This window comes from Flavisphingomonas formosensis (assembly GCF_009755815.1).
Lineage (GTDB): Bacteria > Pseudomonadota > Alphaproteobacteria > Sphingomonadales > Sphingomonadaceae > Flavisphingomonas > Flavisphingomonas formosensis.
Genome location: NZ_WRPK01000002.1, coordinates 364,508 through 389,358, shown reverse-complemented (window position 1 = coordinate 389,358; position 24,851 = coordinate 364,508). Strand labels below are relative to the sequence as shown.

22 protein-coding genes are annotated in these 24,851 nt (G+C 66.0%); 9 read left to right on the top strand and 13 right to left on the bottom strand.

Annotation, left to right across the window (positions count from 1 at the left end):
- The first annotated feature begins 10 nt into the window (after positions 1 to 10).
- Both GQY20_RS07885 and GQY20_RS07880 read left to right on the top strand, forming a co-directional pair.
- On the top strand, positions 11 to 982 hold the full coding sequence (locus tag GQY20_RS07885) for a GDSL-type esterase/lipase family protein (RefSeq protein WP_157216514.1): 972 nt from the start codon (positions 11 to 13) through the stop codon (positions 980 to 982).
- Entirely contained in the window at positions 979 to 1,854 is an 876-nt protein-coding gene (locus tag GQY20_RS07880) for a peptidylprolyl isomerase (protein ID WP_157216513.1), read from the top strand. The genes GQY20_RS07885 and GQY20_RS07880 overlap by 4 nt, the downstream gene beginning before the upstream one ends.
- A gap of 139 nt (positions 1,855 to 1,993) precedes the next feature.
- On the opposite strand, the gene GQY20_RS07875 is transcribed toward GQY20_RS07880, so the two are convergent.
- The gene (locus GQY20_RS07875; protein ID WP_157216512.1) at positions 1,994 to 2,752 is read right to left on the bottom strand and encodes a Coq4 family protein; all 759 of its coding nucleotides are present in this window, start codon (positions 2,750 to 2,752) and stop codon (positions 1,994 to 1,996) included.
- Between the two features lie 70 nt (positions 2,753 to 2,822).
- Between GQY20_RS07875 and GQY20_RS07870 the strand changes: the two genes are divergently transcribed.
- Entirely contained in the window at positions 2,823 to 3,392 is a 570-nt protein-coding gene (locus GQY20_RS07870; RefSeq protein WP_157216511.1) for a TetR/AcrR family transcriptional regulator, read from the top strand.
- 3 nt (positions 3,393 to 3,395) lie between these two features.
- Here GQY20_RS07870 and GQY20_RS07865 read toward each other — a convergent pair whose 3' ends face one another.
- From GQY20_RS07865 to lptF, 11 genes are all read right to left on the bottom strand, one after another.
- Complete coding sequence (locus GQY20_RS07865; RefSeq protein WP_198350868.1) at positions 3,396 to 3,857, bottom strand: hypothetical protein; 462 nt, start codon at positions 3,855 to 3,857, stop codon at positions 3,396 to 3,398.
- Positions 3,858 to 4,107: 250 nt separating this feature from the next.
- On the bottom strand, positions 4,108 to 5,733 hold the full coding sequence (locus GQY20_RS07860; protein WP_157216509.1) for a Na+/H+ antiporter: 1,626 nt from the start codon (positions 5,731 to 5,733) through the stop codon (positions 4,108 to 4,110).
- Between the two features lie 189 nt (positions 5,734 to 5,922).
- Positions 5,923 to 6,594 carry a glutathione S-transferase family protein gene (locus tag GQY20_RS07855; protein ID WP_157216508.1) on the bottom strand — a complete coding sequence of 224 codons (672 nt, stop codon included), beginning with the start codon at positions 6,592 to 6,594 and terminating at the stop codon, positions 5,923 to 5,925.
- Positions 6,595 to 6,680: 86 nt separating this feature from the next.
- Positions 6,681 to 7,016, bottom strand: a complete 336-nt coding sequence (locus GQY20_RS07850) for a VOC family protein (protein WP_157216507.1) — start codon at positions 7,014 to 7,016, stop codon at positions 6,681 to 6,683.
- Positions 7,017 to 7,152: 136 nt separating this feature from the next.
- Positions 7,153 to 11,688, bottom strand: a complete 4,536-nt coding sequence (gltB, locus tag GQY20_RS07845) for a glutamate synthase large subunit (protein ID WP_157216506.1) — start codon at positions 11,686 to 11,688, stop codon at positions 7,153 to 7,155.
- Between the two features lie 19 nt (positions 11,689 to 11,707).
- Complete coding sequence (locus tag GQY20_RS07840) at positions 11,708 to 12,448, bottom strand: DUF2059 domain-containing protein (RefSeq protein ID WP_157216505.1); 741 nt, start codon at positions 12,446 to 12,448, stop codon at positions 11,708 to 11,710.
- A 52-nt stretch (positions 12,449 to 12,500) separates the two neighbouring features.
- Entirely contained in the window at positions 12,501 to 12,980 is a 480-nt protein-coding gene (locus tag GQY20_RS07835) for a hypothetical protein (protein ID WP_157216504.1), read from the bottom strand.
- An 81-nt stretch (positions 12,981 to 13,061) separates the two neighbouring features.
- Complete coding sequence (locus GQY20_RS07830) at positions 13,062 to 14,510, bottom strand: NAD(P)-dependent oxidoreductase (RefSeq protein WP_157216503.1); 1,449 nt, start codon at positions 14,508 to 14,510, stop codon at positions 13,062 to 13,064.
- Between the two features lie 157 nt (positions 14,511 to 14,667).
- Entirely contained in the window at positions 14,668 to 15,477 is an 810-nt protein-coding gene (locus tag GQY20_RS07825; RefSeq protein ID WP_157216502.1) for an undecaprenyl-diphosphate phosphatase, read from the bottom strand.
- 66 nt (positions 15,478 to 15,543) lie between these two features.
- The gene (gene lptG / locus GQY20_RS07820; RefSeq protein WP_157216501.1) at positions 15,544 to 16,638 is read right to left on the bottom strand and encodes an LPS export ABC transporter permease LptG; all 1,095 of its coding nucleotides are present in this window, start codon (positions 16,636 to 16,638) and stop codon (positions 15,544 to 15,546) included.
- A gap of 1 nt (position 16,639) precedes the next feature.
- On the bottom strand, positions 16,640 to 17,845 hold the full coding sequence (gene lptF, locus GQY20_RS07815; RefSeq protein ID WP_157216500.1) for an LPS export ABC transporter permease LptF: 1,206 nt from the start codon (positions 17,843 to 17,845) through the stop codon (positions 16,640 to 16,642).
- Positions 17,846 to 17,968: 123 nt separating this feature from the next.
- Between lptF and GQY20_RS07810 the strand changes: the two genes are divergently transcribed.
- From GQY20_RS07810 to GQY20_RS07800, 3 genes are read left to right on the top strand one after another with little or no spacing between them, the layout of a single operon-like run.
- On the top strand, positions 17,969 to 18,499 hold the full coding sequence (locus tag GQY20_RS07810) for a DUF2141 domain-containing protein (RefSeq protein WP_157216499.1): 531 nt from the start codon (positions 17,969 to 17,971) through the stop codon (positions 18,497 to 18,499).
- A gap of 2 nt (positions 18,500 to 18,501) precedes the next feature.
- The gene (locus tag GQY20_RS07805) at positions 18,502 to 19,476 is read left to right on the top strand and encodes a diacylglycerol/lipid kinase family protein (RefSeq protein WP_157216498.1); all 975 of its coding nucleotides are present in this window, start codon (positions 18,502 to 18,504) and stop codon (positions 19,474 to 19,476) included.
- A 10-nt stretch (positions 19,477 to 19,486) separates the two neighbouring features.
- Positions 19,487 to 20,416, top strand: coding sequence for a hypothetical protein (locus tag GQY20_RS07800; protein WP_157216497.1), 930 nt, complete (start codon positions 19,487 to 19,489; stop codon positions 20,414 to 20,416).
- A 45-nt stretch (positions 20,417 to 20,461) separates the two neighbouring features.
- On the opposite strand, the gene GQY20_RS07795 is transcribed toward GQY20_RS07800, so the two are convergent.
- The gene (locus GQY20_RS07795; protein ID WP_157216496.1) at positions 20,462 to 21,907 is read right to left on the bottom strand and encodes a glycosyltransferase family 2 protein; all 1,446 of its coding nucleotides are present in this window, start codon (positions 21,905 to 21,907) and stop codon (positions 20,462 to 20,464) included.
- 175 nt (positions 21,908 to 22,082) lie between these two features.
- Here GQY20_RS07795 and GQY20_RS07790 point away from each other — a divergent pair, with 175 nt between their 5' ends.
- The 3 genes from GQY20_RS07790 to GQY20_RS07780 all read left to right on the top strand — a co-directional run bounded on the left by GQY20_RS07790 (position 22,083) and on the right by GQY20_RS07780 (position 24,766).
- On the top strand, positions 22,083 to 22,649 hold the full coding sequence (locus tag GQY20_RS07790; protein WP_157216495.1) for a cytochrome b: 567 nt from the start codon (positions 22,083 to 22,085) through the stop codon (positions 22,647 to 22,649).
- Between the two features lie 93 nt (positions 22,650 to 22,742).
- Complete coding sequence (locus GQY20_RS07785) at positions 22,743 to 23,051, top strand: DUF485 domain-containing protein (RefSeq protein ID WP_157216494.1); 309 nt, start codon at positions 22,743 to 22,745, stop codon at positions 23,049 to 23,051.
- Positions 23,048 to 24,766, top strand: a complete 1,719-nt coding sequence (locus GQY20_RS07780; RefSeq protein WP_157216493.1) for a cation acetate symporter — start codon at positions 23,048 to 23,050, stop codon at positions 24,764 to 24,766. Before GQY20_RS07785 ends, GQY20_RS07780 begins: the two co-directional genes overlap by 4 nt.
- Positions 24,767 to 24,851: the final 85 nt, after the last annotated feature.

The window sequence follows — 24,851 nt, the reverse complement described above, 5'->3', positions numbered from 1 at the left end:
GGATATGAAAATGATCACGCGCCTGCGCGTGCCGATAGCGTTTGCGTTGCTGCTGGGGGTACCGGCCGTCGCCGTAGGACAGGCGCCGCTGCCTGCATCGGCGAATAATGCGGCGCCGGCTGTCCGTCAGTCCGCCCCGCCCGTGATCGCGCGCGCATCGGCCTTTCCGGCTCCCATCGTGCCTGGCGGCATCGTGGAGCAGCCCTGTCTGCCGACCTGGTTCCGCCCCCGAACCGAAACGCCGATTCAGAGCGCGCTGATCAAGCCCAGTCCGACGCCGATCGTCCCCGCTCCGACCGCCCCGGACGCCGCCTACAATTATGCCGCGATGATCCGCGCCGATTATGGTCGGCTCTGCTATTATCGGCGCGACAATGCGGAACTGCCGGCCATGCCCGATCCTGGCAAGCCGCGGATCATCTTTTTCGGCGCCTCGGTGACGGAGCAATGGCGCTTCGGCGACAGGCAGCTTTTCGATCGGGTGATCGATCGCGGGATCAGCGGGCAGACCACCGCGCAGGGACTGCTGCGCTTCCGACAGGATGTGATCGATCTCAATCCGACGATCGTCCAGATCCTGATGGGCACCAACGATATCGCCGGCAATGGCGGCCCGACCACCTTCGCTGCGGTGGAGAATAATATCCGCACCATGGCGGAGCTTGCGCGGCTGCACGGCATCCGGGTGATCATCGGATCCGTGACGCCGGCCCGGCTGTTCGGCTGGAATACTAAGCTGAAGCCGCCGCCCGCGCAGACCATCGTCGCGATGAATGCCCGCCTGCGCGCGATGGCCGCGCGGGAGGGATATGTCTATGCCGATTACCATGCGGTGCTGGCCGACAGCGAAATGGGGATGAAGCCTGCCCTGACCAATGACGGCGTCCATCCCAACCGGGACGGTTATGCGATGATGCGGCCGATCGCGGATCGGGCGATCGCGGAGGCGTTGGCGAGCCCGGGCAGGGCGGCGGAGCGATGAAAAGAGGCCGGGGCTGGCTATGCCTGGCGTTGACTGCCCTCGCCGCGCCGCTCGCCGCGGCGACGCCGAATGACATCGTCGCCCAGGCTCCCGCCTCTGCCTGGAAGGCGATCGATCCTCATTTCCTGATCATGCTGACGCTGGAGGACGGTCGGCAGGTGGCGATCCAGCTCACGCCCCGCTTCGCGCCGATCCATGTCGCCAATATCGTGACGCTCGTTCGGGCGGGCTGGTTCGACGGCGCGGCGGTGACTCGCGTGCAGGACAATTATGTGGTGCAATGGGCGCGGCCGGATGCCGGTTCGCAGCGGCCCGCGGCGCTGGTTCGGCATCCGCCTGCCGAATATGAACGGCCCGCTGCGGGTCTCGTGTTCCGGCCGCTCGGTTTTCGGGACAGCTATGCCGCCGAGACGGGTCATGTCGATGGCTGGCCGGTGGCGCGGGAGGGCGGTGCCGCCTGGCTCGTGCATTGTTATGGCATGGTGGGCGTCGGGCGGGACATGGCGCCCGACACCGGCGACGGGACGGAGCTCTATGCGGTCATCGGCCAGGCGCCGCGGCATCTGGATCGCAACATCGCGCTGGTCGGCCGCATCGTCGAAGGAATGGAGTGGCTCTCGGCCCGACCGCGCGGCACCGGTCCGCTCGGGTTCTACAAGGACGAGGCGTCAGCGCTGCCGATCCGGTCCGCGAAGATCGCGGCCGATCTGCCGGCCGAACAGCGGCCGCGCTTCGAAGTCTTGGACCAGACGAGCCCGGCCTTCGCGCAATGGATCCATGCTCGCGCCAACCGCAAGGACGATTTCTTCGTCCGCCCGGCCGGCGCGGTGGATGTCTGCAACGCTTCGACTCCGGTGCGGCGCGCGCCTTAGAGGAAGCTGGGCGATATGCGAATCGTAGCTTGCTCTAAGCCTTTGCGGTCGCATCGTTTCTGCGGAAAGCCGGTTCCCACTTTTCCGCACGATGCTCCAATGATCTGGCCCAGACGGAGGCATCCGCTTCGAAATCGCGTCAGCGCATGAGCCGGAAGCGGGCGCCGGTGCCGCCGAGCCTGGTCCGGGCCTGCCTATAGACGATGGGTTCCCCCAGACCCAGGCGTTCGCGCGCGGATGCGAGCGGTTCGGCCATCAGCCGGTCATAATCCTCCGCGGCGAGCCATTTGGCGCTGCGGCCCCGGCGATAGCCTTCCCAGATGGCGGCAGCGTAGACGCGCCCGTTCGGCATGCGCAGCGCCTTGAATGTCGCGCCGAGCGCGATCAGCGCCCAGCCCAGGCCGTGGGTCTGCGCGTAGGAGAAAGCGACGAGGCAGGCTTCGCCGAGATGCTCGTCGGCCGCATAGCCGGTCAGGACATGCCAGATGTCGTGCGTGTCGCGCTGGCGGCGGCCGAACCAGGCATAGGGATGTTCGGCGTCGCGCTCCTCCATGCCACCCGTCCTGCTGACGTCGACGAGCCCCTCAGCGGAATAGCCCGTCGAGCGCAGGAAATCCCGGTAAGCGGCGCCCACGGTGCCTTCGGCAAAGCGATCGACATAAGCCGGCTCCGCAAGGCGGCGCGCCAGTTCCACCCGTTCATAGGCGATGCGCCCGCCCTCGGGCGTGTCCAGCAGCTGCAGATAATTGCGCCGCGCTGTGCCGGCATTGAGCGCGCGCATGATCCGAAACACCTGGGCCGTATCGTCGCCATTGGCGAGAAGCTGGCGAAGTGCGCCGAGGGCGGTGCGCCAGTCACGCCGATTCTCGATCGAGGCGAAGGAAGAGGGGGATGACATGGTACGCCCTTAATCTGACAAGGATGATTGTCAAATTGTGCTTTCGGTGTCGCTATGTCAAGGCGGCGCGATGAGCGAACCCAAGCAGAGAGCCTATGGCGGCCGCAGCCAGGAGGCGCGGGTGGCCGAGCGGCGGGAGCGGCTGATGCATGCCGCGGCGCGCCTTTATGCGCGCGTCGGCGCGGAAGGCGCTTCGGTAACCGCGATCTGTGCGGAAGCAGGCCTTACGGCACGGTATTTCTACGAATCTTTCCCGAGCCGGGATGCGCTGTTCCTCGCCGTCTTTCGTGAGGTGACGGAGAGGCTGGTCGCCATGATGGGCGAGGCGGGGGTGACCGTCGATGCGCGGCTGACGGGCATGTTCCGCGCACTCGCGGACCATCCCGAGCTCGCGCGGGTTTTCCTCATAGATCTGAATTTGCACGATCCGGCGGTGCATGAAGTGGGCCGCGCCGCGGGCAGCGCGATTGCCGCGCTGCTGGCGCCGCCCGGTGCCACGCCGCTGGCCGCGGCCGGCGTCGTCGGTGCGGTGATGCGGATTGCGCGGCGCTGGATCGAGGGCGGCTATGGCGAACCGCTCGAGGAGGCGGTCGCCGTCGCGCGCATCTTTGTCGAGGCGGCCCTCGCCGCGCCGCGCTGACCGTCAGCACACGTCGATTCGCGCTGCTGCCGGGCTGGTGTGCCGTAACGCGAAGGGGGTGGCAGAGCCGTGCCGTTCGAAGCCCTGCGCGGCCAGCAGCCGGTCGAGCGCCGGATCCTCGCCGAGGCAATGTGCCTCCAGCCGGTCGAACGGATGGGCTGCTGCCAGCGCGCGCATCACTTCCGCCAAGGCTTCGGCCGCCAGCGCCGTCGATCGTGCGCCGGCCGCGACGTGCAGGCCGAGGGCGAGCACGCTGCTTGCGGTGCGGGCGATGAGCAGCAGTGCGTGAAGACGCCCGGCCTCGCAATCATATATGCCCAGCAGGCGCCGTTCACCCGCGCCGAACAGCATGGCGCCGATCTCCTCGGCGGGTATGTCGAGCCGTTCGGCGATGTCGGGGGCATCGCTCATGCCAAGCGGGGCGATGCGGCATCGGAGTGTGGAAAGCTGGAAGATCCTGATCATGAGATGGCCTTTCGAATGGGCCGCCGCGATCGGGAGATTGCCGGTGATGAATCCATGCACGCCCTGACGCGACGGCATGGGTCATGGAAGATGACGTGCCGCGCTTTCCTACAGAAAGCGCCAATAGCTCCGGCTCGTGGGGCGGGCGGTCGTCATGGCGCATGCTCTGCCACGACCGCCGGCGCCGATCAATGGGCGGCCACTATTTGCCGGATTCGGCTGCCGGACGCGAGTTCGTGCCGGCGCTATCTCAGCCCGCGAAGCGAGCTTCGAGCAGGTCGAGCTCGCGAACCAGCTTGCGGGCGATAGCGCTGCCGAGCTTGCGCTGGCGGACAAGGCGGTAGATCTCGGTTCGCTCGGCGCGCAACGCGGCGAGCCTCAGGTCCCGATCGATCCGTTCGAGCAGGCGCACCGTGGCGCGCTCCTCGGTGGTGCCCTGGCGGCCTTCGATACGCTTGCGATAGGCGTCCATGATCCGCGCGGCGGCGCCCACATAGAGATCTGCATCGTCGCGGCCCTCCGCCATCTCATGCTCGGCACGCTCGACCGCCGCGATCGCCGCCTGCGCCGCGGCCAGGCGGGCGGCATCCTCCTCGGCGAGATGCGACGGCTCGGGCATCTGCAGTCCGCGCAGCAGCACCGGCAGACCGACGCTCGCGACGGCCAGCGACATGATGATCACCCCCATCGCCAGGAAGATGGCGAGATCGCGTGCTGGGAAGGGCGCACCGTCGGCGAGGGTCAGCGGCAGGGTGAGCACGCCGGCAAGGGTGATCGCGCCGCGCACGCCGGCAAAGGACATCGCGGCGACGATCCGCCAGTTGGGCGTGCGCTGTGGCTGGCCAGCGCGGAACAGGGTGAGGCGGAAGGACAGCCACACCCAGAGAAATCGGAGCGCTGCGAGACCCGCGTTGATCGCCACCACATAGATGGCCAGCCACCAGGGCTGGTGATGGCCGGTGATCCGCACCGTTTCGGCCGCACTGGCGAGGATCGCGGGCAGTTGCTCGCCGAGCAGCACGAAGATGATGCCGTTGGCGGTGAACTGGATCGTGTCCCACACCGTATTGCGGCGGATGCGGGTGGTCGCCTCCAGTTCGCCGCTCGTCTCGACGAAGCCCATCGCCAGGCCCGCGGCGACCGCGGCCAGGATGCCAGAGCAGTGGAGATGCTCAGCCACGAGATAGGATCCGAACGGAATCAGCAGGCTGATCAAAATCTGAGAGCCGCCATCCTCGCCATAGTATCGGCTGACGACGCCCTTGGCGCGGGCGACGCACCAGGTGAGGCCAGCGCCGATCGCGATGCCGCCTAATGCGACCCACAGGAAATTGAGCGCCGCGTGCTGGGCCGAAAAGGCGCCGGTCAGCGCGGCCGCTATCGCGAAGCGCAGGCAGACCAGACCGGACGCATCGTTGAGCAGCGATTCGCCCTCCAATATGTGCATCATGCGCTTGGGAATGGGCACGCGCTGGGCGATCGCGGATACGGCGATCGGATCGGTCGGCGAGATCACCGCGGCCAGCGCGAAGGCGACGGCCAGCGGCATGGATGGGATCATCCAGTTGATCAGGAAGCCCATGCCGACGACGGTGAACACGACCAGGCCGAGCGCCAACTCCAGCACCGTCTTGCCGTCCTTGAACAGCTCCTCCCGCGGGATCCGCCAGCCGTCGAGAAAGAGCAGCGGCGGCAGGAAGAGCAGGAAGAAGATCTCGGGATCCAGTGTCACGCGCCAGTCGGCGACGAGGCCGATCACGCCGCCCAGCGCGATCTGGAACAAGGGCCTCGGCAAGGGAAGCGGCACCACGCGCGAGAGGATTCCGCTGAGGATCACGGCGAGAAGGAGGAGCAGGACGATCGTGATGGTTTCCAAGGCGCGGCAGCCTCCGGGGCAATGGGACAGGTAGGAGCATGTTGCGACCGGGGGCGCCGAGGTCAACCGCTGGCGACATGTTTTGGGGGCGGGCCTTCGCTCCGTATGGGGCGCGGGGGCGGGGACGCCAAGCCCGTCATCTGAACCGCCAATACGTATAGAAAGCCGCGCCACGGAGGCGCCGCCGAATCAGAAGTCCAGCTTGTCGTAATGGTCCGGCGGGCTGATCACTTCCATTCGCTCGCTCAGCAGCGGGCGGAAGGAGGGGCGCGACTTGAGCCCGGCATACCAGTTCCGGGTCGATTCATGGCCGCGCCAGTCGATGCCACCGAGATAGTCGGCGACGGAAAGATGCGCGGCGGCGGCGAGGTCGGCGAGGCTCAGCACCGGGCCGCCGATCCAGCGGCGATGATCGAGCAGATAGTCGATATAGTCGAGATGGCTGATCGCGTTCTTCATCGCCTCGCGCAGTACCTTCGCATCGGGCGAGGCACGGTGGACGAGGCGCTTCTCCATCCGCTCGTACATCAGCGGGCGGACGACGTCCCCGAACAGCTTCTCGTCGAACCAGGCGACCAGGCGGCGGATCTCGGCGCGGTTGACTGCCGTGCCGCTGATCATCGGCGCCTTCTCGATCGTCTCTTCGAAATATTCGCAGATGACAGCCGAATCGATGAGGGTGATGCCCGCGGCGATATCGCGCATCACCGGCGTCTGCCCGGTCGGATTCATGTCGATATATTCGTCGCGCCGCAGCCAGGGCGATTCGCGGACGATCTCATATCCGACGCTTTTTTCGCCGAGGAGGAGCCGGACCTTGCGCGAGAACGGGCACAGGGGAAACTGGAACATCTGCCACATGGGTGCGCAGTCTTAGCGTGCTTGCTGCGGAGCGCTACTCCATATGGTGGGTTCTTCGCGCCAGCCTGTGGATAGATGGCTCCGGGTCAGCCGCTCTGCGCGACCGCCAGTTCGTTGCCTGATGGGTCGCGGAACTGAAAACGTCGTCCGCCCGGGAATGTGAAGATCGGCTGGGTGATGCGTCCGCCAGCCGATTCGACCTGCGCCAGCGCCGCTTCCAAATCCTCCACTTCGATTACGGGTAGCGGTGCGGTCGGAGCTTCCGAGCGATCGGCCTGCAGTCCGATATCGGTGTCGCCGGTCGTGGTCGCGGCATAGGTGGGTCCGAATTCGGTCAGCGTCCAGCCGAACGCTCTTTCGTAGAAAGTTCGCGCGGCTGCCGTGCCCGTCACCGGCAGCTCGACATAGTTGAGGCGCGCCATAATCCGATCTCCTGGAGCGATAGATCGGAACATAAGAAGAACATGTGCGATTCGCAACGGCTCCTTGTGGAGAGGGCCGCCCTGTCATTCACGCTCATCCCGGCTTTCGCCGGAATGAGGTGGCGCTGGAGTGCAGTTATTCCGCCGCGGCGATCGTTTCTTCCTCGTCGGTCAGCGGATGATCGAGCCGGCTCAGCATCTCCTTTGGGCAGACCTGCCAGAAGCGGCCGCGCCAGCGATCCCAATCGTCGAGCACGGAATTGGACCAGGCGCTGTCGGTCGCGATCGCATGTTCGGCGATCAGCGCCTTGAGCCGCGCTTCCCAATGGATCGAGGACAGGCGCTGCCAGACGATGCTGTCCGGATTGGCCCGCCGCTCGAACTCGTCATGCTCGTCGAGCACGAAGGCCATGCCGCCGGTCATGCCCGCGCCGAAATTCTCGCCGACGCGGCCGAGGATCACGGCGGTGCCGCCGGTCATATATTCGCAGCCATTCGCGCCGCAGCCCTCCACGACGACGATCGCGCCCGAATTGCGCACCGCGAAGCGCTCGCCGGCCTGGCCGGCGGCGAACAGCCGTCCCGCCGTCGCGCCGTAGAGCACGGTGTTGCCGATGATCGTATTCGCCTTGGTCTCGAGCGGCGAGGAGACCATCGGGCGCACGACGATGCGTGCACCGGACAGGCCCTTGCCGACATAGTCGTTGGCGTCGCCGAACACTTCCAGGGTCAGCCCCTTCACGGCGAAGGCGCCGAGCGACTGGCCGGCCGAACCGCGCAGGCGGACATGGACATGGCCGTCCGCAAGCGTCGACATGCCGAAGGTGCGCGTGATCTCGGACGAGAAGCGGGTGCCGACCGCCCGGTGCGTGTTGCGCACCGAATAGGTGAGCTGCATCTTCTCGCCGCGCTCGAAAACGGCCTTGGCGTCCTGGATCATCTGCGCATCGAGGCTGTCCGGCACTTCGTTGCGCAGCGCGCCGCCGGTGAAGCGGCGGTGATGGTCCGGGGCATCGACCTTGGCGAGGATCGGGTTGAGATCCAGATCGTCGAGATGTTCGGCGCCGCGACTGACTTGGCGGAGCAGCTCGGTGCGCCCGACGATCTCGTCGAGGCTGCGGAAGCCGAGCCGTGCAAGGATCTCGCGAACCTCCTCGGCGATGAAGGTCATCAGGTTGATCACCTTCTCGGGCGTACCGACGAACTTCTTGCGCAGCGCGTCGTCCTGCGTGCACACGCCCACCGGGCAGGTGTTGGAGTGGCACTGCCGCACCATGATGCAGCCCATCGCTACCAGGCTCAGCGTGCCGATGCCGAACTCCTCAGCGCCGAGGATCGCCGCGATCACGATGTCGCGCCCGGTCTTGAGGCCGCCGTCGGTACGCAGCCGCACCCGCTGGCGAAGGCCGTTCAGGGTCAGCACCTGATTGACTTCGGACAGGCCCATCTCCCAAGGCGTGCCGGCATATTTGACCGATGTCTGGGGGCTGGCACCGGTGCCGCCGACATGGCCGGCGACCAGGATCACGTCCGCATGCGCCTTGGCGACGCCGGCCGCGACCGTGCCGATGCCGGCCGACGAGACCAGCTTCACGCAGACCCGCGCGCGCGGATTGATCTGCTTCAGGTCATAGATGAGCTGCGCCAGATCCTCGATCGAATAGATGTCGTGATGCGGGGGCGGAGAGATCAGCATCACACCGGGCGTGGAATGGCGCAGCTTCGCGATCATCTCGGTGACCTTGAAGCCGGGCAACTGCCCGCCCTCGCCAGGCTTAGCGCCCTGAGCGACCTTGATCTCCAGCTCCTCGGCCGCGTTGAGATATTCGGCGGTGACGCCGAAGCGGCCCGAGGCGACCTGCTTGATCGTGGAGTTGGCGTTGTCGCCGTTGGGATAGGGGCTGTAGCGGCTCTTGTCCTCGCCGCCTTCGCCCGACACCGCCTTCGCGCCGATCCGGTTCATCGCGATCGCCAGCGTCTCGTGCGCCTCCGGCGAGAGCGCGCCGAGCGACATGCCCGGCGTCACGAAACGCTTGCGGATCTCGGTGATCGCCTCGACCGAGTCGATCGCGATCGGCTCGCGCGCCCAGTTGAACTCCAGGAGATCACGCAGATAGATGGGCGGCAGATCGCGCACGCCGCGGGCGAACTGCAGATAGGTGGAATAGCTGTCGGTCGCGACCGCGGTCTGCAGCAGATGCATGAGCTGCGCCGAATAGGCATGCGCCTCGCCGCCGTTGCGCTGGCGATAGAAGCCGCCCACCGGCAGCGTCACCACCGCCTCGTCGAAGGCGGCGTCGTGGCGCAGCGTCGCGTTGAGCTGCAGCGAGGCATAGCCTTCGCCCGAGATCTTCGCCGGCATGCCTGGGAAGAGATCGTTGCAGAGCGCGCGGCTGAGGCCCACAGCCTCGAAATTATAGCCGCCGCGATAGCTGGAGACGACGGCGATGCCCATCTTCGACATGATCTTGAGCAGGCCGTCGTCGATCGCCTTGCGCTGGCGCCTGAAGCATTCCTCCAGGCTCAGCTTGCCGAACAGGCCGCGGGCATGGCGATCCGCGATCGCGGCTTCGGCGAGATAGGCGTTCACCGTGGTCGCGCCGACACCGATCAGCACGGCATAATAATGGGTGTCGAGGCACTCCGCCGAACGCACGTTGATCGAAGCGTAGCTGCGCAGGCCCTTGCGGACGAGATGGGTATGCACGGCCGCGGCCGCCAGCACCATCTGGATCGCGACGCGCTCTGCGCAGACCGTCTCGTCCGTCAGAAACAGTTCGGACTTGCCTTCCCGCACCGCCTGCTCCGCTTCGCCGCGGATGCGGGTGATGGCGGCGCGCAGCGCATTGGGGTCCTCGCTATATTCGAAGGTGCAGTCGATCGTCGCCGCCTGGCTGCCGAAATGCGCCTTGAGCGTCGCCCAGTCCCGGCTGCTCAGCACCGGCGATTCGAGCACCAGCACATTCTGCTGCTGCGCCTCGCGGTCGAGGATGTTGGCGAGGTTCCCGAAGCGCGTCTTGAGGCTCATCACGCGGGTTTCGCGCAGCGAGTCGATCGGCGGGTTGGTCACCTGGCTGAAATTCTGGCGGAAGAAGTGACTGATCGTCCGCGGCTTATCCGAGATCACGGCGAGCGGGGCGTCGTCGCCCATCGACCCGATCGCTTCCTTGGCGTCCTCCACCTGCGGCGCGAGGATCAGCTCCATGTCCTCCAGCGTCTGGCCGGCGGCGACCTGTCGGCGGATCAGCTCGGCCCGGTCGAAGCGTGGCACGTGATCGCCTTCGGGAACGGCGAGGTCCGCCATTTCGGCGAAATTCTGCACCCATTCGCCATAAGGCTGCTCGGCGGCGATCCGCTCCTTGACGGCGCGGTCGTCATAGAGGCGGCCTTCCTCGAGATCGATCGCGATCATCTGGCCCGGGCCCATCCGGCCTTTGCGCACGATGGTGGATTCGGGAACCACCACCATGCCCGTCTCGGATCCGATGATCAGCAGATTGTCGGCGGTCTGCGTGGTGCGCAGCGGGCGCAGCGCATTGCGGTCGACGCCGGCCACCACCCAGCGGCCGTCGGTCATCGCGAGCGCCGCCGGCCCGTCCCACGGCTCCATCACCGAGGCGAAATAGCTGTACATGTCGCGCACCGGCTCCGACAGGTCGGCATCCTGCCAGGCCTCGGGCACGAGCATCAGCTTCGCGGTCGGCGCGTCGCGGCCGGCGCGGCAGATCGCCTCGAACACGGCGTCGAGCGCGGCGGTGTCCGACGCGCCGGCCGGGATCAGCGGCTTGATCTCCTCCGATTGCTCGCCGAAGGCGAGGGCGGCCATCTTGATCTCGTGGCTCTTCATCCAGTTCTTGTTGCCGCGGATCGTATTGATCTCGCCATTGTGGGCGAGGGTCCGGAACGGCTGGGCCAGCCACCATTGCGGGAAGGTGTTGGTCGAATAGCGCTGATGGAAGATCGCGACGCGGCTGACGAACCGCTCGTCCTGCAGGTCCGGATAGAAGACCGACAGCGCCTCGGCGAGGAACAGCCCCTTGTAGATGATCGAGCGGCAGGAGAGCGAGCAGATGTAGAAGCCCTGGATCTGCGCCTCGATCACCTTACGCTCGATGCGCCGGCGGATCAGGTAGAGCTCCTTCTCGAATTCGTCGCGGCTCATCACGTCGGGCAGGGGCCCGGCGATCATGATCTGTTCGATCTCCGGACGCAGCGCCATCGCCTTTTCGCCGATCACCGAGATGTCGACGGGCACCTGGCGCCACCCATAGATTTTGTAGCCCGAATCGATGATCTCGCTCTCGACGATCGTACGGCAGCTTTCCTGCGCGCCGAGATCCGAACGCGGCAGGAAGACCATGCCGACGGCGAGGCGATTGGGCAGCGGCTTGTGGCCGGCATGCTCGATCGCATCGTCGAAGAAGCGCACCGGCAGGTCGACATGGATGCCGGCGCCGTCGCCGGTCTTGCCGTCGGCATCGACGGCGCCGCGGTGCCACACCGCCTTCAGTGCGTCGATCGCAGCGGTGACGACGCGCCGCGAGGCCTTGCCGTCGGTCGCGGCGACGAGGCCGACGCCACAGGCATCGCCTTCATATTCGGGCCGGTACATGCCCTCGCGGGCGATGCGCTCGCGTTCGGATTCCGAACAATTGCTGATCTGATCGGTCATGATGTGGTCCAGCCCATGTCTAATTGGCGGCTTTCAGATTTCGAATATGATCGGCAACGGCCCGCGCGACTGCGACCTGGATGTCGCCCATACTGCCGTTGAGCAGGCCGCTCATCCAGTCAGCGAGCTCGCGTTTGACCCGCGGCGTCAGCGCGTAGAATTTCCGGCCTGGCGGTGTAAGCGCAAAGCGGCCGAGCGCTTTGATCTCGTCGTCCGTCATATTGTCGAGGAACAACGGGTTCATAGCCCGCGAGATCGATTGTTGGGTCACTGATAGCCCGTTGGGGGACGAGCGCGCTTCATCGATCAGTTTGTTGGGGTCCACCGCCTTTTCACCGAGGTTTACCATCTTGCGTCCCACCGGTGATTGCAAAAACGCATCCAGCTGGACGAATTCCTGGCGGAGAAAGGTATCGGTCAGCATTCTGACATAGATCGTTCGGAGATCGGCGAAAGCCTGCAGAAGCACCGTCTTGGCAGCCGCTCGCCCGGCTTCCAGTGCGGCAGCGCGCGTGCCGGGATATTGGCGTTCCAGCTCGACGGCTTGCGGATCCTTGTCGAAAGAATCGTAAAAACCCTTGTCGAAATTGCTGATCAGCTGACCTTCGAGCCGGTCTTTCGGAAGGAGGCAGTCGACAGCGACCGTCACCAGGGGATCGGAGTCGCTAACGCGCAACGACGGCGCGACGATTGGCAGCGCTGCGGGCGGTGGCGCTGCAGGTGTCGCACTACGCGCGTCTTCGGCGGTGAATATCAGCATGCAACCAGCGATTGCCGCCGTAGAAAAGCTGAGGGGCCTCATGCGTGCACCATCAATGCGTGGTCTTCGCCTCGACCGCGGACAGCGTTTCGGCGCTGGCGCGTTCGAGCAGGGGGTTGGCCTCACGATAGAGGGCGAGGGCGACGCGGCCCGCGAGTGCGTCGGGAACGTCCGGCGTCGCGCTGCGCAGCGCGGCGAGCACGTTCGCCTGCTCAGTGCCGTTCAGCGCCAGCCGATAGGCGGCGGCCATGTTCGCTTCCCACTCCGCGGCGTGGCGATTGGCAACGGTGTCGGCCGCCACCGACAGCATCGAGGCCGCGCGCTGCTCGCCATAGATGGCAGCGAGGTGCGCGCCCTCTTCGGACCGGTTGAGGTGCAGCAGGATCATCGACCGGAAATTTTCGCGCGGCGCCAGGGCGTGCGCGATCTGCGCCGCCGTATCGGCCGGCTGCGCCGCCGCCCTGGGCGTGCCGAGATCCGGCACGTCGGCATGGCTGATCGAGATGGCAGCAGCAATCATGACGGCGAACATGCTCCGTTCCCCCGCTAGGGCCGCAAAAATACGCGGCACTCTCTACACATGCGCCGGCCCCGCGCCGGCGCGCCGAAAATATCAGGCTGCGGCCGCCTGGGTCGGCACCGCCTTCGCCTTGAGATAGGCATGCATCCGCTCGGCGACATCCCGCCCGTCGCGCACCGCCCATACCACCAGGCTGGCGCCGCGGACGATGTCGCCCGCCGCGAACACACCGTCGACGCTGGTCTGCATCGTTTTGTGATCGACACGCAGCGTGCCCCAGCGGGTCACCGACAGGTCGGGCGAGCCGAACAGGTGCGGCAGATCCTCCGCATCGAAGCCGAGCGCCTTGATCACCAGATCTGCCTCCAGCCGGAACTCGCTGCCCGGATCGGCCTCCGGCGCGCGGCGGCCGCTGGCGTCCGGCGCACCGAGCCGCATCTTGGCCACGCGCACGCCCGCTACCGTCTCGGTGCCGTCGAAAGCCTCGGGCGCCGACAGCCAGACGAACTCGACGCCTTCCTCCTCGGCATTGTTCACCTCACGCTGCGAGCCGGGCATGTTCGCCCGATCGCGGCGATAAAGGCACTTCACCGAGCTCGCACCCTGGCGAATGGCCGTGCGCACGCAATCCATCGCCGTATCGCCGCCACCGATCACCACGACATTCTTGCCGGCCGCATCGAGCGTGCCGTCGTCGAAGGCGGCGACAGCATCGCCGAAGCCCTTGCGGTTGGAGGCGGTAAGATAGTCGAGCGCCTCGACCACGCCAGGCGCGCCGACCCCCGGCGCCTTGATCGCGCGCGGCTTGTACACGCCGGTGGCGATCACCAGCGCGTCGTGCCGCTGGCGCAGTTCGGCGAGCGTCGCGTCCTTGCCGACCTCGAAGCTTTCGTGGAAGACGACGCCGCCTTCCTTCAGCCGGTCGACCCGGCGCATCACCACATGCTTCTCCAGCTTGAAGCCCGGAATGCCGTAGGTCAGCAGGCCGCCGGCGCGGTCGTGCCGATCGTAGACATGCACCTCATAGCCTTGGCGACGCATCAGCTCGGCTGCGGTCAGCCCGGCGGGACCTGCGCCGATCACGCCTACCGACTGGGCGCTGCGATCCCGCACGGGGCGCAGGGGCTCGACCCAACCTTCCTTCCAGGCGGTATCGGTGATGAACTTCTCGACGGAGCCGATCGTCACGGCGCCGTGGCCGGCGAACTCGATGACGCAATTGCCTTCGCAGAGCCGGTCCTGCGGGCAGATGCGGCCGCAGATCTCGGGCATGGTCGAGGTGGCGTTGGACAGTTCATAGGCCTCGCGCAGGCGCCCTTCGGCGGTCAGGCGCAGCCAGTCCGGGATGTGATTGTGCAGCGGGCAATGGGTCGAGCAATAGGGCACGCCGCATTGCGAGCAGCGCGATGCCTGCTCCTCCGCGCCCGTTACTGCATAGCTGGGGCTGATCTCGCCGAAATCGTCGGTGCGTTCACTCGCTGGGCGCTTGGCCGGATAGGCCTGCTCCAGCGAGACGAACTTCAGCATCGGGGTGTCGGCCATGGCGCAGGTCTCCTCGCCCCGCCATTGGCAGACTTTTCCACAGAAGTCACGCGATAAACGCAATAAAGGTCAGTATCAATGACCTATTATTCTGTACGGATGAACGATGCGAAAGAAATCCAAGACCACCGCCGAGATAAATTGGTCCGATCCGGTCTTATTTGGCGACGAGCCAGATGAGTGCCGCCGTTCCAGCAATGATCCGGTACCAGGCGAAAGGCACGAAACCGTGGCGCGACACGATCGCCACGAAGCTGCGGATTACCACCACAGCCACCACGAATGAGACCAGCATGCCGAGCGCGATCATGGGGAGGCCCACGCCGGCCCCGCTCAGCACCTCGTGCCGATTCTTGCCGAGTTCCAGGACGCTTGCGCCCAGCATCGTCGGAATGGCGAGGAAGAAGCTGAATTCGGCGGCGGTGCGCCGCTCGACGCCGAGGGTCAGCGCGCCCATGATCGTAGCACCCGACCGGCTGACCCCCGGAATCATCGCCAGACACTGTACCAGCCCGATGCCGATCGCCGTCTTGAGCGGCAGCTCCGCAACGCCCACCGTCTCGCCCGGCTTGACGACGCGTTCGATGATGATGATCGCAATGCCGCCGACGATCAGCGCGATCGCGACGACGACCGGTAGACCGAGCAGTGCTTCGATCTGCTTGTGCAGCGCGAGGCCGATGATCGCAGCCGGCAGGAAAGCGCAGAGTATGTTGCGGACGAAGCGGATCGAGACCGGATCGCGGCGGAGGAGGCCCTGCAGCACGGCCCAGAAGGTCCGCCAGTATAGCACGACCACGGCCATGATGGCGCCGAGCTGGATGACGACGTTGAACACCTTCCACTGATCGTCATTGTAGCCGAGCAGCGCGCTGGCGAGGATGAGATGGCCGGTCGAGGAGACGGGCAGGAACTCCGTCAGACCCTCGACGATACCGAGGATGATGACGGTCAGCAGCAGGGGCATGGGGGCTGGCCTCCGTTATGTTGCGATGCAGCATGCACCGGATACGGGTGCGAAGTCGAGAGCGGGCTATTCTTCCGAACGGATCAGAACGGCTTCGCCGATCAGCAGGAACAGCAGGAAAGGCGCCCAGGCGGCGAGGAAGGGCGGATAGGCGCCGATATTGCCCATCGCCAGAGCGAAATTGTCGGCGACGAAATAAGTGAAGCCAAGTCCCATGCCGATCACGGCGCGCACGAAAAGCTGGCCGGACCGGGCAAGGCCGAAGGCCGCGACCGCGGCGAGCAGGGGCATCAGCACGGAGGAGAGCGGGCCGGAGAGCTTGTGCCAGAGTGCGGATTCGAGGGCGCCCGTCGGCCGGCCCGCGGCCTTCAGATCGCCGACCGCCTGACTCAGCGACAGGAAACCGCGGCTGTCCGCATCGACGTCGGCGAGGGTGAAGCGGTCCGGCGTGACGCCCTTGGCGAAGATCAGCGGCGCCAGCGGCGTCGCCACGCCGCGTGCCACGTTGAAGCGGCTGATGCCGCTCATGCGCCAGCCGCCTTCGGCCTGGATCGCACGCGTCGCGCGGACGATGTTCTGCAGGTTGCCGCCGGTACGATCATAGACGGTGATGCCGTGTAGCGTGGTGCTGCCCAGCCGGCCGCTGACCGAATCGACGTGGATCAGATCGTCCCCGTCGCGCACCCAGACGTTGCTCACGATGCCGGTCGCCTTCGGCACCGGCCCGTAGTCGACATTCTGCCAAGCTGTAAGGGTCGCGGTCGCGTGGCTGACGATGCGGTCGTTGAACGCGAAGGATATGCCAGCGATTCCTATACTGGCGATGATCAGCGGCGCCAGCACCTGATGCGCGGAGACGCCCGCCGCCTTCATCGCGATGATCTCGCTGTTCTGGTTGAGCGTGACGAAGGTGATCAGCGTGCCGAGCAGGACGGAGAAGGGCAGGAAGCGTGCGATGATCTGCGGCACGCGCAACGAAACATAATACCAGAGCTGCGCGTCGCCATTGCCCTTATAGGCCAGAATGTCTCCAGATTCGCCGAGCAGGTCGAGCGCCTGCAGCACTAGCACGAGCGCGGCCAGCACGGCCAGGCTGCGAAGCAGGAAGGTGCGCGCGAGGTACAGGCTCAGCGTGCGCGAGGGAAAGAAGCTGGGGAGCATGTCAGTGGGCTACGCGGAAACCGGCGAAGGGGAGGAGACGGCGCACGAAGATCCAGGCCTTGGCCGCCGCACGCTCGAGCGCCCCGATCGGCTGTCCTCCCGGCTTGTGGGCCAGCGTATAATACATCCACCAGATCAGCGCGGCGAACAGCAGGAAGGGCGTCCACAGCGCGATGATCGGATCGATCTTGCCGAGGGTCGCGATTGCCTGCGCATATTCGTTCACCTTGTGATAGGTGACGATCATCACGATCGACAGGAACACGCCGAGCGCCGACGAGGATCGTTTGGGCGGCACGGCCAGCGCGACGGCGAGCAGTGGCAGCAACAGCATTGTCGCTACCTCTACCATGCGGAAGTGGAAGGCGGAGCGCGTCGCGGCGCGCAGCTTGGGATCGGTGCCGGCATCCTTGCCGACCTTGACCAGCTCGGGCAGGGTCAGCTCCTCGTCCGCGCTGCCGCGCTTGCGGAACGCCTCTATCTTGGGAAGGTCGATCGGCAGGTCATGGCCGACGAAGCTCAGCACGCGCGGCGTCTTGAAGCCCGGGGCATCGTGAACGAGCACGCCGTCGCGCAGGCGGAAGATGATCGTGTCCGGATCGTCGGTGGCGAGGAAGGTGCCCTTGTCCGCGGTGACCGCCAGAGACTTTCCGCCCGGCGAATCCGTCATCACGAAGATGCCGGAGAGATCGCGTCCACCATTTTGGCTGTGCTCGATGCGGATCGTCATATGGCGGCCTAGCCGCGTGAATTCTCCGACCTTGATGGTTGCGCCGAGCGCACCCGTGCGGAGCTCGAACCGCAGCCCCTCATAGGCATAGCGCGAATAGGGCTGGACGAAGCCGACGATCAGCAGATTGAGGACGGCGAGGCCGATCGCATAGAGATAAGGCACGCGCAGCAGCCGCCCATAGCCGTTGCCCACCGCGCGCAGCACGTCGAGCTCGGACGAGGTGGCGAGCCGCCGGAAGGCGAGCAATATGCCGAGCATCAGGCCGATCGGGATGCCCAGCGACAGATATTCGGGGATGAGGTTGGCGAGCATGCGCCACACCACGCTCACCGGGCCGCCCTGTGCCGCGACGAAATCGAACAGGCGCAACATCTTGTCCAGCACGAGCAGCATGGCGGCAATCACCAGCGTGCTGAGCAGGGGCACCACGATCAGTCGGGCGAGGTAGCGATCGACGAGGGTGAAGAATCTCAAATTTCAGACGCCTCATCACCATGTTTTGGCCGCAAACGCAGCCGATCTAGCGGAGCACATGGGGGCTGGGCGTTCCAGGCCATGCGTTTGTGCATGCCTATAGCTTCCGTAAGGTGAGAGGTCATGTTGAAACTGAAGTCCGCTGCTGCTCTGGCGATCGCCGTTTTTGCGGCTCCGATTGCGAGTGGGCAGGCGGCGATTCTCGGGCCGAACGTGGCCGCCTGCCAGGCCGATGCGAAGCAGGCGGCGGCGCTTGTCGTGGTGCAGGGATTCAAAAATCGGATCGGCACGGTACGCGTGCGCGCCTTTCCCGCCAACTCGCCCGACCTGTTCCGCAAGGAAGGCATGATCGATCGAGTCGTCGTGCCGACTCCGGCTTCCGGCAAGGTGGCGGTCTGCGTGCCGCTGCCGCGTCCGGGCCAATATGCCTTCGACGTGCGGCACGACGCCAATGACAATGGCGATACGGACGCATCCGACGGCGGGGGTTTCTCGGGAAATCCGAAGATGACCCTGTGGCAAGCGATGATGAAGCAGCGGCCAGACGTGAAGGACGTCGCGATCTCGATCGGCAACGGCGTGACTCCGGTTCCCGTGATCCTGAATTACAAGCAGGGCCTGAGGCTGGGCCCGGTCAACACGGCTGAACGGTAGGAATGGCTCGCGTCGCGCTTCTCTCCAATCCCCGCTCGACGGGAAATCGCGCGATGCTGCCGCGCGTGCGCAGCTTTTGCGCCCAGCACAGCGACATATTTCATTATGAGGTCGAAAGCGTCGAGCAGATCGGCGAGGCGCTTAAGACGATCGCGAGGGTCGAGCCCAAGGTGCTCGTCATCAATGGCGGCGACGGCACCGTCCAGGCCACGCTGACCGAACTCTATCATGGCGGCCATTTCGGCGACAATCCGCCTCCGGTCGCGGTGCTGCCCAATGGCAAGACCAATCTGATCGCGCTCGATCTGGGCGCGGTCGGCGATCCGCTGGAGGCGCTGGCGCGCGTGATGGAGCTGGCACGCGAAGATGTGTCGGATCATATCGTCGCGCGCGAGTTGATCGCTCTCTCCGATGGCGAGGCGAACAGCCGCCCGGTGCTCGGCATGTTCCTCGGCGGTGCGGGTCTTGCCGACTCGATGCTGTTCTGCCGGCATAAAATCTATCCGCTCGGCCTGCCCAACGGGCTCAGCCATGTGCTGACGCTGTTTGCGGTGCTGCTGTCGCTGTTCTTCGGCCTGCGCTCCAAGTTCCTGCCGCCGCAGGCTCGACCTGTCCAGGTTTCCGTCACCCGGCAGGGCGTGCTTTCGGGGCGGTTCGCGCTGCTCATCGTGACCACGCTGGAGCGGCTGCTGTTGGCTGGCGACACGCGCGTCCATTCCGAGAAGGGCGGCGCGCTGCAGCTCGTCGCGGTCGATCAGCGGCCGCTTGCACTTATCCGAGCGATCGTTGCGGGCATTTTCGGCCGGCTCGGCCGGGCGCATTTCTCGGGCGTCCATCTCGGCCGTGGCGACGAGATCCGTATCGAGGGCGAAAATAGCAGCGTGATCCTCGACGGCGAGCTGTTCGAGGCCGGACGCGGCCGCCCGATCGTGCTGACCCAGACGGCGCCGGTCCCGTTCCTGCGCCTCGCCGCCTGAGCGGTCATTCATGGATTCCCTGAACGATCTGGTGGCTGCGGAGCTTGCCGAGCCGGTGGATCCGCGGGTTTCGGCGATGGCGGTCGCGCTTGCCGCGCGACACGGCACCGCCGCTCGCGCGGTGCTCTTCTATGGGTCCTGTCTGCGCGCGCAGCAGCTCGACGGACTGATGCTCGATTTTTACCTGATCGTCTCGGATTATCGTGACGCCTATGGGCGCGGCTGGCGCGCCTTTGCCAATCGGCTGCTGCCGCCCAACGTCTTCCCGATGGAGCATGACGGTCTGGCCGCCAAATATGCCGTGCTGAGCGAGGCGGATTTCGCACGGCTCGCGTCGCGCGGCACGCGCAACGTGTCGGTCTGGGCGCGTTTCGCCCAGCCGTCCCGCCTCGTCTGGGCGGCGCATGAGCCGGCGCGCCGGCGCGCCGTTGCAGCCGTGGCGGAGGCCGCGCCCGCTTTGCTCTCCGCCGCGCGGCCGATGCTGCCCGATCGGATCGATGCGGTGGCGATGTGGGCGGGCGCTTTCGATCTCACCTACGCGGCTGAGCTGCGTGCCGAACGGGGCGGTCGTGCCGTCTCGGTGGTGGATAGCGATCCGGATCGCTACCGGCGCTTTACCCCCGCCGCGCTCATGGCCGCGGACGAGGCGGTGCGCATCACCGCCGGAGGCGAGGTGCATTTCATCCACGCGCTGACCCCCGAGCAGCGTGCGGCGGGCGCGCGGGCCTGGGCACGGCGGCGTCGCGAAGGCAAGGCGCTGACGCTCGCCCGCCTCGCCAAGGCAAGCACCACCTTCGCCGGCGGCATCGATTATCTCGCCTGGAAGATCAATCGCCACGCCGGCACCGCGATCGCCATCCGCCCCTGGCAGCGGCGCTTCCCGATCCTCGGCGCGATCAGCCTGTTGCCGCGGCTGTGGCGCAAGGGCGCGGTGCGCTGAGGAGGCCTGAAGCCCCTCCTCCTTTTCCGGGGAGAGGCTTGAACATCACTCCGCCGGCACCTGTTGTCGGGCGTGGATGCCGCCGCGGGTCTGGCGTCCCCAGCTCGATCGGCCGGTAAGAAAGGTCCACCAGCCCCAGGCCGCGGCGCTGTGGCGGATGAGCTGGAAGCTGAACGGCTCGATCAGCGATGCGAGGACGGCGAGCGGTGTGCTCGCTTTTTCGCGCGCGCCCGTCCAGCGCCGGTAGATGCGAAGCGACCAGAGGTGGAAGCTCAGATCGATCAGGATCTTAGCGAAGATCACCATCAGGATCGGCCCGGCGATATGCGTCCGGCCTGTCGCGAGAAAGAAGAGCAGCAGCGCGAAGGCGGTGAGGCCGTAGATTGGCTGCAGCGTGTCCAGCGCCTTGACCGGCAGCATCGCCGTGCCGAGCAGGCCGAAGCGGCCATTGCCCACCATGTCGCGATTCCAGTGCTGGGTCTGCAGGAAGCCGCCGAACCAGCGCCGCCGCTGGCGCAGGAAGGCGCCGAGCGTGCCGGGCGCGTCCGTGCTCGCGCGCACCTCGCCGATCACCCGGACATGCCAGCCCAGGCTGCGATCCGCCGAATAGCGATGGAGCCGATGGATCAGCTCATAATCCTCGACGAGGCATTCGGGATCGAAACCGCCGACGTCGAGCACCGCCTGGCGCCGGAAGCCGGCGCAGGCGCCAGAGATCAGCAGCAAACCGTTCAGCCTCTCCCAGGCGAAGCGCGACAGGAAGTTGCGCACATATTCATAGGCCTGGAACCATTGGAAGAAGCGGCCCGAGCGGCTGTGGTCGCAGATCGGATTGAGGACCCCGGTCGCTGCGACCAGCGCGGGTTCGGCGGCGAAGGCACGGCGCATCGCGCCCAGCGATTGCGGCTCGAGCAGCGTGTCGGCATCGACGGTCAGCACGATGTCCGTGTCGATCTGAGTCAGCGCGGCGTTCAGCGCGCGTGCCTTGCCGCCATGCGGCAGGCGCAGCCAGCGCAGGATCGGCACGTCCGGGCTCGGCGGGCTCAGCATGCCGATCTCGGGCGGCAGCAGCCCGTAGCGCTGCATCATCACGCGGCGGCTGTCGTCGGTCGATCCGTCGTCGGCGAGCAGGATGGCGTCGGGCGGATCGTTCGAGGCGAGCAGCGTGTCGATCGTGACGGCCAGCACCTGGGCTTCGTTGTGCGCGGCCACGATCACGCCCAACGACGGGCGGCTCGTTGCCGAAGGCTCAGGCAACGGCCGCGCGAGGATCCGCACCTGCCAGAAGGTGAAGATCAGCAGCGCCGTATCGTAGAGCACGTAGACGACGCCGGTCGCCCAGGCGCCGAGCCCCTGGCGAATGAAGGCCTGCGCGAACAGCAGCAACAGGAAGATCACGACCGAGGCGGATATCAGCCGGCTGATCAGCGGGACCGGACGGGGGTTGAGTCGCGGCGAGTAGGCCGCGAAAGCCGTATCGAGAGAGGACATGAGCAGCACTTACTCCGCGCAACCTTAACCTAAGTCACGCGCGCGCCGATGTAGGTGCTGCGCTGCGGCATCACCAGCCCCGTTTGGTACCTTGGTCGCAGGTGGCCCGATTTCCGCTTTCGCCCGCCGCGCCGTGCCCGTAACATTCCGGGCGCGACCCCAGCGAGGAGCCCCCATGGCTGCGACCGAGAAATACAGCCGCACTGCGATCGTCCTGCATTGGCTCATTGCGTTGCTCATCATCGTCAATGTCGGCCTTGCGCTTGCCTGGCCTTATGTCGCGGACGAAAGCGTCCGGCCGCTCATCGACAATCACAAGTCGATCGGCATCACCGTGCTCGGCCTCGCCCTCCTGAGGTTGTTGTGGCGATTCGGGCATCGCCCGCCGGCTTTTCCCGCCGGTTATGCCGGATGGGAGAAATGGAGCGCCCATGCCGTCCATTGGGGCCTCTATCTGGTGATGTTCATGATGCCGCTCTCCGGCTGGATCATGGATTCGGCGTGGAAGGATGCGGCGACCCATCCGATGTATTTCTGGCATATGTTCGAATGGCCGCGCATCGGCTTCATCATGAACCTGCCGCCCGAGACCAAGCTGAAGGTGCACGACATTTTCGGCGAGATGCACGAGCTGGTCGCCTATCTGCTCTACCTGCTGTTCTTCCTGCACGTCGCCGGGGCGCTGAAGCACCAGTTTCTGGACAAGGAGCCGGAGTTCCAGCGCATGGGCATCGGCCGCTGATCCAAAGCCCGATTTTCGCACGAACGGCACGGAATATTACATTTCCTTCACGATCAGGGCCGCGCTACCATTTCCCAAAAAGGGAGGGGGAGCATGACCGAAGAGGCACTTGCCAGGATCGAGGCGGATCCACGCTATGTCGCGCTGGTGCGCGAGCGGACGCGGCTGGCATGGCTGCTGACCGCGCTGATGGTCACGGCCTTTCTCGGCTATGTCCTGCTCATCGCCTTCGATAAAGCGCTGCTCGGCATGCCGATCGGCGGTGGCGTCACCTCGCTGGGCATCCCGGTGGGTTTCGGGCTGATCCTGTTCGCGATCCTGCTCACCGCCATCTATGTGCGGCGCGCCAACGGCGCGTTCGACCGGCTGACGGCGGCGATCCTCGCCGAGGTGGAGGCATGAGCCGCGGACCGCGTTACCTGTGCGAGGGCGGCGTGCTGCTGCTGATCGCCGGATCGGCGCCGCCTGCGTTGGCCGCTGCCGTCGAGGGGCAGGCCGAGCGGCAGCCGATCAACTGGACCGCGATCGCCCTGTTCGCGCTGTTCGTGGCGCTCACCCTTTGGATCACTCGGCGCGCGGCGCAGCGCACTCGTACCGCCTCTGATTTCTATACGGCCGGCGGCGGCATCAGCGGTTTTCAGAATGGGTTGGCCATGGCGGGCGACTATATGTCCGCCGCCTCCTTCCTCGGCATCTCCGCGCAAATCTTCACCGATGGCTATGACGGGCTGATCTATTCCACCGGCTTCCTGGTCGGCTGGCCGATCATCCTGTTCCTGATGGCGGAGAAGCTGCGCAATCTCGGCCGCTATACCTTCGCCGACGTCGCCTCCTACCGTTTCGCGCAGCCGCCGGTGCGAAGCTTCGCCGCGGTCAGCACGCTGCTCGTCGTCGCTTTCTATCTGATCGCGCAGATGGTCGGCGCGGGACAGCTCATCAAGCTGCTGTTCGGCTTGCCCTATGGCTATGCGGTGGTGATCGTCGGCGTGCTGATGATGGCCTATGTGCTGTTCGGCGGCATGCGCGCGACGACATGGGTGCAAATCATCAAGGCGGTGATGCTGCTGGCGGGCGCAACCTTCATCGCGGTGATGGTGCTCGCGCGCTTCGGCTTCTCGCCCGAGGCGCTGTTCGCGCGGGCCGTGCAGGTGAAGACAAATCTCGCCCTGGCGGGCGGCGCGACGCCGGACGAGGCGGCGGCGCAGGGGCGCTCGATCATGGCGCCTGGCAAGTTCATCAAGGATCCGGTGTCTGCCATCTCCTTCGGCCTGGCGCTGATGCTCGGCACGGCGGGCCTGCCGCATATATTGATGCGCTTCTTCACCGTGCCCAATGCCCGCGAGGCGCGCACCTCGGTGCTGTGGGCGACCACCTGGATCGGCTATTTCTATCTGCTCACCTTCGTCATCGGCTTCGGCGCGATCGTGCTGGTCGCGACCGATCCGATCTATCTGGATGCAGACGGCGCGCTACGCGGCGGCGGCAACATGGCCGCGATCCATCTCGCCCAGGCGATCGGCGGCGACGCCTTTCTCGGTTTCATCTCGGCGGTGGCGTTCGCGACGATCCTCGCCGTCGTGGCGGGGCTCACCTTGTCCGGCGCCTCGGCGGTGAGCCACGATCTTTATGCGACCGTCTTCCGCAGGGGCAGCGCTACCTCGGCCGAGGAACTGCGCGTCTCGCGGATCACCACCGTGCTGCTCGGGGTAATGGCGGTCCTGCTGGGCCTCGCGTTCGAGAAGCAGAACGTTGCCTTCATGGTCAGTCTCGCCTTCGCGCTGGCGGCCTCCGGCAACTTTCCGGTGCTCGTCCTGTCGCTGATGTGGAAGGACTGCACGAGCCGGGGCGCGGCGATCGGGGGGCTGATCGGGCTGCTGACCGCTTTCGTGCTCACCGTCCTTTCGCCGGCCATCTGGGAAAAGATCCTGTTGCTCGAGCATGCGCCCTTTCCCTACACGTCGCCGGCGATCTTCTCCGTACCGATCGCCTTCCTTGCGATCTGGCTGATCTCGACGCTCGACCGGTCTCCCCGCGCAGCGGTGGACAGGGCAGGCTTTCGCGAGCAACGGATCCGGTCCGAGACCGGCATCGGCGCAGCGCAGGCCTCCTCGCACTGACCGAGGGGTGGAGAAGCCGGGCGCCTTTGATCCCGACCCGCGGCGAATGAAAGGGATTGCGAGGACGGAAGTGACGCGCGCCCGG

Excerpts from the sequence above, each read along its gene's own strand:
- GQY20_RS07880 (WP_157216513.1), top strand. The coding sequence starts at position 979 with ATGAAAAGAGGCCGGGGCTGGCTATGCCTGGCGTTGACTGCCCTCGCC.
- GQY20_RS07790 (WP_157216495.1), top strand. The coding sequence starts at position 22,083 with ATGGCTGCGACCGAGAAATACAGCCGCACTGCGATCGTCCTGCATTGG.
- GQY20_RS07855 (WP_157216508.1), bottom strand. The coding sequence starts at position 6,594 with ATGTGGCAGATGTTCCAGTTTCCCCTGTGCCCGTTCTCGCGCAAGGTC.
- GQY20_RS07865 (WP_198350868.1), bottom strand. The coding sequence starts at position 3,857 with ATGATCAGGATCTTCCAGCTTTCCACACTCCGATGCCGCATCGCCCCG.
- GQY20_RS07835 (WP_157216504.1), bottom strand. The coding sequence starts at position 12,980 with ATGTTCGCCGTCATGATTGCTGCTGCCATCTCGATCAGCCATGCCGAC.
- GQY20_RS07805 (WP_157216498.1), top strand. The coding sequence starts at position 18,502 with ATGGCTCGCGTCGCGCTTCTCTCCAATCCCCGCTCGACGGGAAATCGC.
- GQY20_RS07795 (WP_157216496.1), bottom strand. The coding sequence starts at position 21,907 with ATGTCCTCTCTCGATACGGCTTTCGCGGCCTACTCGCCGCGACTCAAC.
- GQY20_RS07810 (WP_157216499.1), top strand. The coding sequence starts at position 17,969 with ATGTTGAAACTGAAGTCCGCTGCTGCTCTGGCGATCGCCGTTTTTGCG.
- GQY20_RS07850 (WP_157216507.1), bottom strand. The coding sequence starts at position 7,016 with ATGGCGCGCCTCAACTATGTCGAGCTGCCGGTGACGGGCACGGCAGCC.
- GQY20_RS07840 (WP_157216505.1), bottom strand. The coding sequence starts at position 12,448 with ATGCTGATATTCACCGCCGAAGACGCGCGTAGTGCGACACCTGCAGCG.
- GQY20_RS07800 (WP_157216497.1), top strand. The coding sequence starts at position 19,487 with ATGGATTCCCTGAACGATCTGGTGGCTGCGGAGCTTGCCGAGCCGGTG.
- GQY20_RS07825 (WP_157216502.1), bottom strand. The coding sequence starts at position 15,477 with ATGCCCCTGCTGCTGACCGTCATCATCCTCGGTATCGTCGAGGGTCTG.
- GQY20_RS07875 (WP_157216512.1), bottom strand. The coding sequence starts at position 2,752 with ATGTCATCCCCCTCTTCCTTCGCCTCGATCGAGAATCGGCGTGACTGG.
- lptG (WP_157216501.1), bottom strand. The coding sequence starts at position 16,638 with ATGCTCCCCAGCTTCTTTCCCTCGCGCACGCTGAGCCTGTACCTCGCG.
- GQY20_RS07780 (WP_157216493.1), top strand. The coding sequence starts at position 23,048 with ATGAGCCGCGGACCGCGTTACCTGTGCGAGGGCGGCGTGCTGCTGCTG.
- GQY20_RS07885 (WP_157216514.1), top strand. The coding sequence starts at position 11 with ATGATCACGCGCCTGCGCGTGCCGATAGCGTTTGCGTTGCTGCTGGGG.
- GQY20_RS07870 (WP_157216511.1), top strand. The coding sequence starts at position 2,823 with ATGAGCGAACCCAAGCAGAGAGCCTATGGCGGCCGCAGCCAGGAGGCG.
- GQY20_RS07830 (WP_157216503.1), bottom strand. The coding sequence starts at position 14,510 with ATGGCCGACACCCCGATGCTGAAGTTCGTCTCGCTGGAGCAGGCCTAT.
- gltB (WP_157216506.1), bottom strand. The coding sequence starts at position 11,688 with ATGACCGATCAGATCAGCAATTGTTCGGAATCCGAACGCGAGCGCATC.
- GQY20_RS07785 (WP_157216494.1), top strand. The coding sequence starts at position 22,743 with ATGACCGAAGAGGCACTTGCCAGGATCGAGGCGGATCCACGCTATGTC.